The sequence below is a fragment of the Shewanella sp. LZH-2 genome (assembly GCF_016859145.1).
Lineage (GTDB): Bacteria > Pseudomonadota > Gammaproteobacteria > Enterobacterales > Shewanellaceae > Shewanella > Shewanella xiamenensis.
The window spans coordinates 1881866-1895165 of record NZ_CP069350.1; the positions used below are offsets into that span (position 1 = coordinate 1881866).

The window sequence follows — 13300 nt, forward strand, 5'->3', positions numbered from 1 at the left end:
CAAAAGGACGATAAAAGATGGCATTAAGATTTCGCCTTGCCCAGCAAGGTTTATTAGTAGCCACATTGGGCATGGCGTTGGCCGCCTGCCAGAGTGGCAATACGCCAGAAGAGGCCGCACAGCAGGTCAGCGCAAACAAATTGGTTTACCCTGAAACGAGAAAAGACGCTTTAGTCGACACTCTTCACGGTGTTGCGGTGGCGGATCCTTACCGTCATCTTGAAGAAAACACGCCAGAAACCGAAAGCTGGGTAAAAGAACAACAGGCCTTTGGTCAGGCTTACTTGGCGAAGATCCCCAACAAACAAGCCGTGGTTGATCGTATCACTCAACTGTGGAACTACGAGAAGATTTCAGCCCCCTTCGAGAATGGCGATAACCAGTTTTATTACCGTAACGATGGTTTACAAGCGCAATCGGTCCTTTATGTAAAAGGCAAAGATGGCGTTGAGAAAGCCGTGCTCGATCCAAATAGCTTCTCAGCCGATGGTACCGTGGCGTTGTCTGGTGTATCGGTAAGTAATGACGGTAAGATTTTAGCCTATGGTGTGTCTAAGTCAGGCTCTGACTGGCAGCAGTGGCAGTTTATTGATATTGCTACGGGTAAAAAGCTTAAAGATGAACTCAACTGGATTAAATTCTCCAGCGCGGTATGGGATAAGGAAAACCAAGGTGTTTTCTATGCCCGTTACGATGCGCCAGCGGGTGGGGATTTACTGGCCGATGTGAACTTTAATCAAAAAGTGTATTACCACAAATTAGGCACAGATCAACGCCAAGATTTATTGATTTATGAACGTCCCCAAAACAAAGATTGGGGATTTGGCATCGATGTGTCTGAGCAGGGCGAATATTTACTGCTGTCGATTTCGCAGGGTACGGACAAACGTAATCGCTTTTTCTATAAATCACTGTTTGAACCTAAAGCACAGGTGGTGGAATTAATCCTTAACCTCGAAGCAGAGTATGAGTTTTTAGGTAATGACGGTTCGGTATTTTATTTTAAAACCGATTTAGATGCGCCTAACGGTAAAGTGATTGCCATTGATACCCGTAATAGCGAGAAATCGCAGTGGCAAACTATTATTCCTGAATCAAAAGATCCCATTAATAAAGTCGCCATTATCAATGACCATTTAGTCGTCAGCTATTTACACGATGTATTGGGACAATTATCGATTTTCAGTATGGGCGGACAAAAGCGTCAGGATGTTACTTTACCTGGTAAAGGTAATGTCGCAGGGCCTTTCGGTAAGGCGAGCAAAGACTATTTCTACTATGTCTTTAACAGCTATATTCAACCCGAAACCACCTATAAGTTCGATTTTAAAACGGCAGAGTCGACCGTTGTGGCTAAACCTCAGGTGTCATTTAATCCCGATAATTATGTGTCTGAGCAAGTGTTTTATACCAGCAAAGACGGTACTCGCGTCCCGATGATGCTGTCCTATAAGAAAGGTCTTGTGAAGAATGGTCAAAACCCAACGCTTCTGTATGCCTATGGCGGTTTTGCAATTTCAATGACACCGCGTTTTAGCCCCGCCAACATCGCATGGTTAGATATGGGCGGCATTTACGCCGTACCAAGTTTACGCGGCGGCGCGGATTATGGTGAAAGCTGGCATCAGGCAGGTATGTTCGATAAAAAGCAAAATGTGTTTGATGACTATTTTGCCGCTGCCGAATACCTGATCAACGAAAAATACACCAACACTACAAAGTTAGGCGCTTATGGCCGCAGTAATGGCGGTTTATTGATGGGCGCCGCGGTGACGCAACGTCCTGAGCTGTTTGCTGCCGTGCTACCAGCTGTGGGTGTGCTGGATATGCTGCGCTTCCATAAGTTTACCATTGGTTGGGCTTGGACCAGTGAATATGGCAGTGCAGATAATGCAGAGCAGTTCCCGGCATTATTAGCTTATTCGCCTTACCATAATGTTAAAGCGCAGGCTTATCCTGCAACTATGGTGATGACGGCTGATCACGATGATCGTGTGGTGCCGCTACACAGCTTTAAATTTGCCGCCATGATGCAAGAAAAGCAGCAGGGTGATAAACCCGTGATAATGCGCATTGAGTCCAATGCCGGACATGGTGCGGGTAAACCTACCGCGATGAAGATCGACGAGTTTGCCGATATTTATAGCTTCCTGTGGCAAAGCTTTGGTTTGGCACTACCGCAAACCCTTGCAAAATAGCTAACTATGTTAATTAAATGGGGTCGTTTGACCCCATTGTTATTTACAAATCCCTCAATTGCGTTGAAACCCCTGCCATCCCTATCTATATCTTCATCGGGTCATTCACAAGTCTTGTTTCCCTAGGTATAGTAGCGTCAATTTTTCAACCAAAATCTACTGATTTCGCATGACGTTTAATTGGCCCATTTCAGTCTATTACGAAGATACCGACGCAGGTGGCGTTGTCTATCATTCGAACTATCTCAATTTTTTTGAGCGGGCGCGAACCGAATGGTTAAAAGCCTTAGGCGTAAGTCAGACTGCACTGTTGGCCGATGACACGGCGTTTGTGGTTAAGCGGGCGGAATTGGATTTTAAAAAAGCCGCACGTTTTGAACAGAACCTTATTGTAGAAACTAAGGTCATAGAGTTGAAAAAGGCCTCGTTGGTATTTCATCAACGTTTGGTTGATCATCTGGGAGACTGTTATTGTGAAGGCACAGTGCTAGTAGCCTGTGTAGCCTTATCACGTATGCGGCCCCGAGCTATCCCCTTAAATATTGTGCAGGAGTTTGACAGTGCAAGCTGATATGTCGATTGTCGGGTTATTTTTACAAGCCAGTTTATTAGTGAAATTTGTTATGTTCACTTTACTTTGCTTGTCTGTAATGTCTTGGACGGTGATCTTACAACGCCGTAGTTTATTGACATCTGCAAAAAATAAATCGGCAAAATTTGAAGATAAATTTTGGTCAGGCGTCGATTTAAATCGTCTGTATAAAGAATTGTCGGCTCGTCCAGATAATACGGGCTTGGAGTCATTATTTGTGACGGGTTTTAAAGAATATTCACGTCTGAATAAATTAAATAGCAAAGTGCCTGATGCGGTGATGGATGGTACTTCGCGGGCGATGCGTGTGACCTTATCCCGTGAATTAGAAAAGTTAGAAGCTAACTTACCGTTATTGGCAACCATTGGTTCGACTAGCCCTTATATCGGTTTGTTTGGTACGGTATGGGGTATTATGAATTCATTTATCGCAATTGGCTCGATGGAAAACGCAACATTAGCCATGGTAGCGCCAGGTATTGCAGAAGCACTGATTGCTACCGCTATGGGTCTGTTTGCGGCAATTCCAGCAGTTATCGCTTATAACCGTTTTGCGACTCAGGTTGAAAAGCTGGAAATCGGTTACGCTAACTTTATGGAAGAGTTTTCTAGCATCCTGCATCGCCAAGCATACAGTGAGAAGGAAGGCGTATAATGCAAGTCGGTTATCAGCGTAAACGTCGTCGCCCTGTTGCCGAAATCAACGTGGTGCCTTACATCGACGTCATGCTCGTGTTGCTGATTATTTTCATGGTAACAGCACCGATTGTGACCCAAGGGGTGAAGGTGGAGCTGCCGCAAGGTGCGGCCGAAGTGCTACCCGCGGATAGTAAGCCGCCGGTTGTAGCGTCTATTGATGCCGACGGTACTTATTTTCTTAATCAGGGCGGTTCCAATAACGAAGAAATGGAATTGGAAGAGTTAGCCACCGCCGTGGCGGCGATTATGGTGACTGAGCCTGAACGTCCAGTGGTGGTTAAAGCCGATAGAACTATTCCTTACGATAACGTGATCCAATTGATGGTGACCTTGCAACAGGCAGGCGTTCCCTCAGTCGGTTTGATGACGGATTCACCCAAGGAGAAATAGGTGGCGGATAATTCAAATGTTGCATTACCTCTGTCAATTTCAGCAGGTATTCATATTGGCGTGATAATTATTCTGGCCATTGGCATAGATTTCACCCATAAACCTGAACCTGTGCAACAAGTTAGCGCCCCTGCAGTAAAAGCTGTTATGGTTGATCAGCAACAAGTCGCTAATCAAGTTGAAAAGCTAAAGCAGGAAAAGCGCGATGCAGAGCGCCGAGAACGTGAGCGCCAAGCCGAACTTGAACGCAAAGCACAGGAAGCAAAGCAAGCCCGTGAGCGTGAACAAGCACAGTTGAAGAAACTGGCGGAAGAACGTAAGCAGCAAGAAATTGAGACCCAAAAGGCCAATGATGCCGCGAAAGCCGCGCAGGTGAAGCAGCAACAGGAAAAGGAAAAAGCACAAAAAGCCGAAGCCGATCGCAAGCAGAAGGAGCAAGAACGTAAACTTGCTGAAGATGCAGCTCAAAAAGCCGCGGAAAAACGTAAAGTAGAAGAGGCCGCTGCCGCGAAAGCTGAGGCAGACCGTAAGCAGAAAGAAACCGAAGCCAAGGCAAAAGCTGAGGCAGAAGCTAAAGCCAAAGCAGAGGCAAAAGCCAAGGCTGATGCAGAGGCGAAAGCAAAAGCCGAAGCTAAGGCAAAAGCAGATGCTAAGGCGAAAGCGGATGCTGAAGCCCGTGCTCTACAGGAGCAGGAAATGGCTGATGCGTTAGCCGCCGAGCAGGCAGCCTTATCGCAAACCATGAATAAGCAGATGCAAACGGAAGTCGGTAAGTATACCGCGATGATTAAATCAACGATTCAGCGTAACCTTGTGGTTGATGAATCGATGCGTGGTAAAACGTGTACCGTTTCTGTGCGTTTAGCGAATGATGGATTTGTGATTAGCAGTCAGACACAAGGTGGTGATCCGAATGTGTGTCGTGCAGCTAAAGCGGCGATTTTAAAAGCGGGTAAGTTACCAGTGTCTCCAGACCCTGCGGTATATAACTTGATGAAAGAAATTAACTTAATCGTTGAACCAACGTTTAATTAAAGGAGTCCCATGAAAATTTTGGCAAAATGGTTAGCATTGGCAGTTCTGCTTTGCACTATGCCGGCAAAAGCGGCGCTGGATATTGTGATTACCGAAGGTGTGGATGCGGCGCGACCAATCGCGGTGATGCCATTCCAATGGCAAGGTGCTGGTGCGCCACCACAGGCGATTGCAGATGTGGTTATGTCTGACTTAGTGCGCAGCGGTACGTTTAAACCTCTCGATGAATTAGGGTTACCTCAACGTGGTATTGGAGCCTTAGCACAGTTTGATGCCAATGCTTGGGCTAATGTTAGTGCAGAAGCCGTTGTGGTTGGTTCGGTTAAGCCTTACGGCACGGATCAGTTTTTGGTGAGCTTTGATCTTATTGATTTGGTTAAAGCACAAAACCAAGCACTAAAAGGTCCTGCAAGTCCAACTGAATTTTTGATGGATAGTCGTCAGACCGTGATTTCTGCGACCCAGTTTCGTCAGTATGGCCACCGTATAAGTGATATCGTTTATGAAAAATTGACCGGTATTCGTGGTGCGTTTTTAACGCGCATTTCTTATGTATTGGTTAACCACAGTCAAAAAGCGGCTTATTCATTAATGATTGCTGACTATGATGGTTACAATGAGCAGATGTTATTGCGCTCTCCTGAGCCTTTGATGTCACCCGCGTGGTCACCCGATGGCCGTCGTTTAGCTTATGTGAGTTTTGAAAACAAAAAAGCCGAGATTTTTGTTCAGGACCTATACACTCAAGTGCGTACTAAGGTGAGTAGTTTCCCTGGCATTAACGGTGCGCCTTCTTTCTCGCCCGATGGTAAATCATTGGCCGTGACCCTCTCTAAGGATGGTCAACCTGAGATTTATGTCATTGATATTGCCACTAAGGCGATTAAACGTATTACCAACCACTATTCCATCGATACTGAGCCTTCTTGGTATCCTGATGGCAAGTCATTGTTGTTTACCTCCGAGCGTGGTGGTAGACCACAGTTATATCGTGTAGATTTAAATTCAGGCAAAGTGACCCGTGAAACCTTTGAAGGTGAATGGAATTTAGGTGGTTCAATTACCCCTGATGGTCGCAGCATGATTTTTGTGAATCGCACAAATGGTAAATTTAATATTGCACGTATGGATTTAAGTACGCGCTTTATGCAGGTGCTGACATCGACACGTTTGGACGAGTCTCCAAGTGTGGCCCCTAATGGTACTATGGTGATTTATGGCACTACGTATCAAGGCAAGCAAGTTTTAGCAGCTGTTTCTACGGACGGACGCTTTAAAGCGAGATTACCGGTAGGTCAGGGCGAGGTGAAATCACCTTCTTGGTCTCCGTTTCTCTAGTGTATTAGTTTGATTTATTAACATTTAATTTTATAAGGAACAAGTAATGGATCTGAACAAGTTGTTAAAAGCTATGTTGGTAGCACTTCCAATTATGGCTATTAGTGCGTGTAGCTCAACTTCTGAATCAGAAACTGATGCTATGGGCTCTACAAGCGGTTCTGGTAGTGAACTCAATGGTGGTGTTCAAACGGGCGGTATTGGTGGAATGTTGTCGCCTGAAGAGCAACAACGTCAGCAACTCGAGCAGTTGAGAAAAGAGCACATTATTTACTTCGATTTCGACCGCAGTGAAGTTCAAACTGAATATGCAGCTGTCCTCGAAGCCCACGGTACTTATTTAGTTGAGCACCCAAGTGTTCGTGTATTGATTGAAGGTCATGCCGACGAGCGTGGCACGCCAGAATACAACATCGCACTGGGTGAGCGTCGTGCTAAAGCTGTTGCTAAATACTTACAAGGCATGGGTGTACAACCAAGCCAAATGAGCATCGTAAGCTACGGCGAAGAGAAGCCACTTGACTTCACTCGTACCGATGAAGGTTTTGCTAAAAACCGTCGTGCAGTTTTAGTTTACTAAGATTGAATTACGGAGAGTAACGAGATGAAACGTGCCGTCTTAATTACGGCAATGTTCTTCGGCGCAGGAGCTGCAATTGCAGCTCCTGCTCCTGTTGAAGACCTTGCTGGTGGTTCAGGTGATGACAGACTTGCTCGTTTAGAGCGCATTGTAAAATCGAGACAACAAAGCGAAATTGATATGCAGCGCCGTCTGGATACTTTGCAGCAAGAAGTTCTCGACTTACGTGGTTTGACTGAACAACAAAATTATCAAATAGAGCAGATGCAGCAACGCCAGCGTCAGCTTTATGATGAAATTGCTAATTTATCTTCTAAAGCAGCGACTCCAGCCGCTTCAGTGCCTTCCACTCCTGCCGCTGCAGCAGCAACCGCGAATGCGGCCGCCAGTAGTTTAAGTGAAACGGCCAGCTACGAAAGCGCGGTTAATCTCGTGCTGAAAGAGCGTAAGTATGATGATGCAATTCCAGCCTTTCGCGCTTTCATTAAACAATATCCAGATTCAGTTTATGCCGCCAATGCTAATTATTGGTTAGGACAATTGCTGTTTAATAAAAGTGAGTTTGCTGAAGCTAAGCAAGTTTTCAATACGGTCGTGACCCGTTTTAGTGATTCCAACAAACGTGGTGACAGTTTAGTGAAGCTTGGCATGATCGCAGAGAAAATGGGCGATAAAGCTGGTGCAACTCAATATTACCAACAAGTAGTAAAAGACTACGCCAACAGCGCTGCAGCACGCATTGCCCAGCAACAACTGGCTGCAATTAAAGCGTAATTAACTAAAAAACATACTCTTAGTCTGTTTTTCATGCAAACGACAAAAAATTGGGAATTTACGCTTGCATGGGGAAATGAAAAAGGTATTATAGGCGCCCTCGGAACGGCGAGGTCGTTCGGGGCGCAAAATACCAGTATATGGGTCGTTAGCTCAGTCGGTAGAGCAGTTGGCTTTTAACCAATTGGTCGAAGGTTCGAATCCTTCACGACCCACCACTTTTCTGAAAGTGTAAAACTCAGAGTCTTTAGATGGGTCGTTAGCTCAGTCGGTAGAGCAGTTGGCTTTTAACCAATTGGTCGAAGGTTCGAATCCTTCACGACCCACCACTTTTCTGGAAGTGTAAAATTCAGAATCCTTAGATGGGTCGTTAGCTCAGTCGGTAGAGCAGTTGGCTTTTAACCAATTGGTCGAAGGTTCGAATCCTTCACGACCCACCACTTTTCTGGAAGTGTAAAATTCAGAATTCTTAGATGAGTCGTTAGCTCAGCCGCTTATGTTATAAAGCTAGGGCAGTTGGCTTTTAACCAATTGGTCGAAGGTTCGAATCCTTCACGACCCACCACTTTTCTGAAAGTGTAAAACTCAGAGTCTTTAGATGGGTCGTTAGCTCAGTCGGTAGAGCAGTTGGCTTTTAACCAATTGGTCGAAGGTTCGAATCCTTCACGACCCACCACTTTTCTGGAAGTGTAAAATTCAGAATCCTTAGATGGGTCGTTAGCTCAGTCGGTAGAGCAGTTGGCTTTTAACCAATTGGTCGAAGGTTCGAATCCTTCACGACCCACCACTTTTCTGGAAGTGTAAAATTCAGAATTCTTAGATGAGTCGTTAGCTCAGCCGCTTATGTTATAAAGCTAGGGCAGTTGGCTTTTAACCAATCAATCGAATGGTTTAAATCCTTCATGATTCACCACTTACTGAAGTGTAAAATCAGCGTTCACTAGATGGGTCGTTAGCTCAGTCGGTAGAGCAGTTGGCTTTTAACCAATTGGTCGAAGGTTCGAATCCTTCACGACCCACCACTTTTCTGAAAGTGTAAAATTCAGAATCCAATAGATGGGTCGTTAGCTCAGTCGGTAGAGCAGTTGGCTTTTAACCAATTGGTCGAAGGTTCGAATCCTTCACGACCCACCACTCTTTATCTCTCCTAGTAATAATTTTCTTTCGCTACTCATCACTAAAAATCTTAATTAATTTCACTGCATTTTCTAGTTTGCTCATAGACTTATTGTCAGTTTTTCTCACGTGTTAAATGGTCCATATTGGCTGCAGATAAATAATAACAACTGGGGAAACACAAAATGGAACAAGCAAAATTGAGGTTGCTTTACTCTGCAACATTATTGATGTAACAACTGATGCAAAAGTAAAAAAGGAGACCACAGGTCTCCTTGTTATCTCGTATTAGGGTTAACCTAACAGATTGTTATCACGAACATATTGTTCGAAATCGGTGCAACCACCTACGTGTTTTTCATCAACGAATATCTGGGGCACCGTTTCGACTGGCTTGCCGACAGTCTTCTCGAGATCCGCTTTAGAAATCCCTTCGGCGTGGATATCTACATATCTAAATTTAAAGTCATCACGTTTTTCAACGAGTTGCTCTGACAGTTGTACTGCTCGCACGCAATAAGGACAGCCAGGACGGCCAAAAATAACAACGTACATAATAGCTCCTTAGGATTACTTTAAGCGTTTTATACCATAGCGCTAACCGAATTGATAATGTCAGATGTGTTTATTTTCAGTTTGATAGCGCCCTTGGTAATCGAAATAGCTTTCGAGCAGATCCCAGCCTTTTTTGTGCTTTTTCAGCAGTAACAGATCTGGCATCCGAAAAGCGGCGCTATCGGCAATCAGCTCAGACACTTTTTTGTATTGCTTAGGTTTAATGCCTGGCGTGCGACTATGGGGGAAAATAAACAGCGCATACAAGGCACGCCATTGGGCGGGTGTTTGCAGCTTAAAGTGCCGATTAAACTCATTTCCGTCAATGTCTAGATATTGCACCTTAAGATCGCCTGCATCATCCATTAACGTCATATGCTGGCAGCGGAACAGATGATGGTGTTGCTTATTCAATACTTGCTTAAGGCGTTTATCGGGGTCGATTAAGGTCGAATGGCAATGCTGGCAAATACGCGCCGCAATGTCGTTCTCTTGTCCGCAATCGGGACAGGATTTAGACCTAAATCGAAAGTCACATTGTTGCTTTTGCCCATGATGCTCGACAATGCCCTGACAGCGACGGCCAAAGTGCTCGATAATATCGCCATCCTTGTCGGTTAATCCCCAAAAGATATTGGCAAACTGGCAGACAGGGCAATGCACTTGTACCGGAACCGACTTACTATTGGGCTTAGCTTGGCCGACTTCTGGAAAATACAAATCATAACCATTGGCCGCGTAATCAATCACTAAACAATCTTTTTTACCTTCACAGATCCTAAGGCCTCGGCCAATCATTTGCTGAAACAAACTCACCGATGCGGTGGGGCGTAAAATCGCAATCAAATCCACATGGGGCGCATCGAATCCGGTGGTCAGTACCGCGACGTTGACGAGGAACTTAAGCTTCCTCGCTTTAAAGCGCCCGATAAGCTCATCACGTTCATTATCTGGCGTTTGCGCCGTGACGATTGCCGTTTGCTCGCTGTGCTGCTTGTTGAGCTGGCTAACAATTTCTTCCGCATGGCGAACCGTCGCCGCAAAAATAATGATCCCCTGGCGGTGATGACTCAGTTCAATCAGTTGCTTCACAATCGCCGTAGTTGCTCGTCCAGCGTGATTTAGCAGCGCATTGACTTGGGCCTCGGGATATTCGCCATTGTCATTGGGCTTGATTTGGCTGAAGTCATATTGAGCGCTTAAACCATCGAACAAGGTTGGCGCGGTTAAATAGCCTTGTTTAATCAGCGGACGGATGGGAAGCTCGAAAATACACTGCTCGAAGACCCCAAGTTCAGGCGAGCCGACTTTGCCGTGGTAATGGTGTTTGTAAATCCAACCCGTCCCGAGCCGATAGGGAGTGGCCGTGAGGCCTAATAACCTCAGCTTGGGATTACGCTGCTGTAAATGGCTTAAGATCTGCTGATATTGGCTGGTTTTTTCGAGGCTGACTCTGTGGCACTCATCGATAATCACTAGCGAGAAGGGGTCATCGAATTGATTTAATGAGCGCGCGGCGGATTGGATACTGGCCACGACGGTTTTGCCATCAGTCGATTTTTGATTTAACCCTGCGGAATAAATGCTGGCTTCGGTCGTCAGTAATCCCACCTTTTGCGCGTTTTGGGCAACCAGTTCCTTCACATGGGTTAAAACCAGCACACGTCCTCTGGCGATGCGGGCGAGCTCGGCAATAACGATACTTTTCCCGGCTCCCGTTGGTAGGACTAACACGGCGGAATCGGTGCTTTTTTTGAAATGCGCGATGGCGGCATCGACGGCTTGTTGCTGATAATCCCTGAGGGTAACGCTTGGGTTGGAATTAACTGACACGCTGCTAGCTATTCTTGGTCGATTGAGTTTGGCGCCAAGCTTAACACAGAACCAAAAAAATGCCCCTTGGTTGGAGGGGCAACTAAGAGAAAGGGGCAATCAGGCACTTTCTCAACAGGGTTTGCTTCATTGAAGGAACCTGTACTAGATGGAGCAAGGTTCAAACGTACAGGAGCTAAAGCTGCGCTTAACCGTGATAAATCACGATTAAGCGCGGGATAACGATTACTCGTTACGATTCAAGCGAGTTTCAATCAAGGTTTCAATTACGGCTGGATCGGCCAGTGTTGATGCATCACCTAAGTTAGTCACTTCGTTCGCGGCAATCTTACGCAGGAAGCGGCGCATGATTTTGCCAGAACGTGTCTTAGGTAATCCTGTTGCCCACTGGATAAGATCCGGTGTGGCTAGGGCACCAATTTCTTTACGAACCCATTGGCGCAGCTCTTGGCGAAGTTCTTCACTCTCTTCTGTGCCGCGGGTTAAGGTGACATAGGCGTAAATACCTTGGCCTTTAATATCATGGGGATAGCCCACAACGGCGGCTTCAGCGACCAGTTCGTGTGACACCAGTGCACTTTCTACTTCTGCTGTGCCTAACCTGTGGCCGGAGACGTTAATCACATCGTCTACACGGCCGGTGATCCAGTAGTAACCGTCTTCATCGCGGCGAGCGCCGTCACCAGTAAAGTACATGCCACGGAAGGTTTTAAAATAGGTCAGTACGAAGCGTTCATGGTCACCATATACGGTACGCATTTGGCCTGGCCATGAGTCGAGCAGCACTAAGTTTCCTTCGGTTGCGCCTTCTAAAATGTTACCCATGTTGTCCACGAGCGCCGGTTGTACCCCAAAGAAAGGACGAGTCGCCGAGCCGGGCTTAGTATCAGTTGCGCCTGGCAGTGGGGTGATCAAAATACCGCCAGTTTCAGTTTGCCACCAAGTATCGACAATCGGGCAATGCTCGTGGCCGATGACCTCGTGGTACCAACGCCAAGCTTCTGGGTTGATGGGTTCGCCTACAGAGCCCATGATGCGCAGTGAGCTGCCATCGTACTTATCAAAATGTTGTTTCCCTTCGGCCATTAGTGCACGAATAAGCGTTGGTGCAGTATAGAGAATATTGACTTTATGGCGGTCAATCATCTCGCCTAAACGTGCAGGGCTTGGGTGGTTAGGAACACCTTCGTGGATGAGCACCGTTGCGCCGTTGGCAAGCGGGCCATATACCATGTAGGAGTGGCCAGTGATCCAACCCACATCAGCAGTACACCAGTAAATCTCACCGGGTTTGTAATCGAACACATACTCGTGAGTCATGGAGGCATACACCATATAACCGCCAGTAGTGTGCAATACGCCCTTTGGATTACCCGTTGAACCTGAGGTATAGAGTAAGAACAGCGGATCTTCTGCGCCCATTTCTTCGACAGCGCAATGTTCGGATGCGGTTTCAACCAGTGAATGCCACCACACATCGCGACCTTCTACCCAGTCAATCTTGCCGCCAGTGCGTTGAAGCACAATGACTTTCTCAACACTGGTCACATCGGGATGTTTTAACGCATCGTCGATGTTGCGTTTGAGCGGAATGGCGCGGCCACCACGCATACCTTCATCGGAGGTGATGACGATTTTGGATTTACCATCGATAACCCGAGAGGCGATAGAATCGGGTGAGAAACCACCAAAAACAACGGAGTGCACAGCACCAATGCGAGCACAGGCCAGCATCGCGACGGCGGCTTCTGGCACCATTGGCATATAAATCGTGACGATATCGCCACGGCGTACGCCTTGGCTGCGTAGCGCGTTGGCAAATTTACATACTTGAGTGTGCAGTTCACCGTAGGTGATTTTGCGTTGTTCGTTGGCGTTATCGCCTTCCCAAATAATGGCAACACGGTCGCTGTGCTCCGCCAAATGGCGATCTAGACAGTTTGCCGATGCGTTTAGGGTGCCGTCATAGAACCAGTTAATCGATAAATTATGATCGTCAAAAGTGGTTTTTTTGATTTTAGTGTATGGCTTTATCCAATCGATACGTTTGCCGTGCTCTCTCCAGAAACCCTCTGGATTGACAATCGACTCTTGGTACATTGTTTTATATTGATCGTTATTTACAAGTGCATTGGCAGCGATATTGCCGGAGACTTTGTAGAGAGACTGCGAGCTCATAGGGCTTCCCTT

General features: G+C 46.3%; 11 protein-coding genes and 9 tRNA genes. 17 read left to right on the forward strand and 3 right to left on the reverse strand.

The features are described 5' to 3' along the window. Positions 1–17: 17 nt before the first annotated feature. The 17 genes from JM642_RS08430 (at position 18) to JM642_RS08510 (ending at position 8740) form a co-directional block, all read left to right on the forward strand. The gene (locus JM642_RS08430) at positions 18–2198 is read left to right on the forward strand and encodes a prolyl oligopeptidase family serine peptidase (RefSeq protein WP_203433437.1); all 2181 of its coding nucleotides are present in this window, start codon (positions 18–20) and stop codon (positions 2196–2198) included. A 169-nt stretch (positions 2199–2367) separates the two neighbouring features. Beyond that, complete coding sequence (ybgC, locus tag JM642_RS08435) at positions 2368–2769, forward strand: tol-pal system-associated acyl-CoA thioesterase (protein WP_011072691.1); 402 nt, start codon at positions 2368–2370, stop codon at positions 2767–2769. After that, the gene (gene tolQ, locus JM642_RS08440; RefSeq protein ID WP_037419415.1) at positions 2759–3445 is read left to right on the forward strand and encodes a protein TolQ; all 687 of its coding nucleotides are present in this window, start codon (positions 2759–2761) and stop codon (positions 3443–3445) included. Before ybgC ends, tolQ begins: the two co-directional genes overlap by 11 nt. Further along, positions 3445–3879, forward strand: coding sequence for a protein TolR (gene tolR, locus JM642_RS08445; RefSeq protein WP_037419420.1), 435 nt, complete (start codon positions 3445–3447; stop codon positions 3877–3879). The genes tolQ and tolR overlap by 1 nt, the downstream gene beginning before the upstream one ends. After that, on the forward strand, positions 3880–4914 hold the full coding sequence (gene tolA, locus JM642_RS08450) for a cell envelope integrity protein TolA (protein ID WP_069455155.1): 1035 nt from the start codon (positions 3880–3882) through the stop codon (positions 4912–4914). Positions 4915–4923: 9 nt separating this feature from the next. Then, on the forward strand, positions 4924–6252 hold the full coding sequence (gene tolB / locus JM642_RS08455) for a Tol-Pal system beta propeller repeat protein TolB (RefSeq protein ID WP_037419426.1): 1329 nt from the start codon (positions 4924–4926) through the stop codon (positions 6250–6252). A gap of 46 nt (positions 6253–6298) precedes the next feature. Beyond that, entirely contained in the window at positions 6299–6832 is a 534-nt protein-coding gene (pal, locus tag JM642_RS08460; protein ID WP_037419429.1) for a peptidoglycan-associated lipoprotein Pal, read from the forward strand. Positions 6833–6856: 24 nt separating this feature from the next. Beyond that, on the forward strand, positions 6857–7606 hold the full coding sequence (gene ybgF / locus JM642_RS08465) for a tol-pal system protein YbgF (RefSeq protein ID WP_037419433.1): 750 nt from the start codon (positions 6857–6859) through the stop codon (positions 7604–7606). A gap of 142 nt (positions 7607–7748) precedes the next feature. Further along, positions 7749–7824 (forward strand) — tRNA-Lys (locus JM642_RS08470). A 35-nt stretch (positions 7825–7859) separates the two neighbouring features. Then, positions 7860–7935 (forward strand) — tRNA-Lys (locus tag JM642_RS08475). 35 nt (positions 7936–7970) lie between these two features. Beyond that, positions 7971–8046 (forward strand) — tRNA-Lys (locus JM642_RS08480). 35 nt (positions 8047–8081) lie between these two features. After that, a tRNA-Lys gene (locus JM642_RS08485) sits at positions 8082–8171 on the forward strand. 35 nt (positions 8172–8206) lie between these two features. Next, positions 8207–8282: transfer RNA gene (locus JM642_RS08490), tRNA-Lys, on the forward strand. 35 nt (positions 8283–8317) lie between these two features. Next, a tRNA-Lys gene (locus tag JM642_RS08495) sits at positions 8318–8393 on the forward strand. A gap of 35 nt (positions 8394–8428) precedes the next feature. Continuing rightward, a tRNA-Lys gene (locus JM642_RS08500) sits at positions 8429–8519 on the forward strand. A 33-nt stretch (positions 8520–8552) separates the two neighbouring features. Next, positions 8553–8628: transfer RNA gene (locus JM642_RS08505), tRNA-Lys, on the forward strand. Positions 8629–8664: 36 nt separating this feature from the next. Further along, positions 8665–8740: transfer RNA gene (locus JM642_RS08510), tRNA-Lys, on the forward strand. Positions 8741–9016: 276 nt separating this feature from the next. Here JM642_RS08510 and JM642_RS08515 read toward each other — a convergent pair. The 3 genes from JM642_RS08515 to acs form a co-directional block, all read right to left on the reverse strand. After that, complete coding sequence (locus tag JM642_RS08515; RefSeq protein WP_011072684.1) at positions 9017–9277, reverse strand: GrxA family glutaredoxin; 261 nt, start codon at positions 9275–9277, stop codon at positions 9017–9019. A gap of 60 nt (positions 9278–9337) precedes the next feature. Continuing rightward, on the reverse strand, positions 9338–11110 hold the full coding sequence (locus JM642_RS08520; RefSeq protein ID WP_203433439.1) for a DEAD/DEAH box helicase: 1773 nt from the start codon (positions 11108–11110) through the stop codon (positions 9338–9340). 225 nt (positions 11111–11335) lie between these two features. Beyond that, positions 11336–13288: an acetate--CoA ligase gene (gene acs / locus JM642_RS08525; protein WP_047535065.1), complete on the reverse strand. Its 1953-nt coding sequence runs from the start codon at positions 13286–13288 to the stop codon at positions 11336–11338. Positions 13289–13300: the final 12 nt, after the last annotated feature.

Excerpts from the sequence above, each read along its gene's own strand:
- JM642_RS08430 (WP_203433437.1), top strand. The coding sequence starts at position 18 with ATGGCATTAAGATTTCGCCTTGCCCAGCAAGGTTTATTAGTAGCCACA.
- ybgC (WP_011072691.1), top strand. The coding sequence starts at position 2,368 with ATGACGTTTAATTGGCCCATTTCAGTCTATTACGAAGATACCGACGCA.
- tolR (WP_037419420.1), top strand. The coding sequence starts at position 3,445 with ATGCAAGTCGGTTATCAGCGTAAACGTCGTCGCCCTGTTGCCGAAATC.
- tolB (WP_037419426.1), top strand. The coding sequence starts at position 4,924 with ATGAAAATTTTGGCAAAATGGTTAGCATTGGCAGTTCTGCTTTGCACT.
- pal (WP_037419429.1), top strand. The coding sequence starts at position 6,299 with ATGGATCTGAACAAGTTGTTAAAAGCTATGTTGGTAGCACTTCCAATT.
- ybgF (WP_037419433.1), top strand. The coding sequence starts at position 6,857 with ATGAAACGTGCCGTCTTAATTACGGCAATGTTCTTCGGCGCAGGAGCT.
- JM642_RS08515 (WP_011072684.1), bottom strand. The coding sequence starts at position 9,277 with ATGTACGTTGTTATTTTTGGCCGTCCTGGCTGTCCTTATTGCGTGCGA.
- acs (WP_047535065.1), bottom strand. The coding sequence starts at position 13,288 with ATGAGCTCGCAGTCTCTCTACAAAGTCTCCGGCAATATCGCTGCCAAT.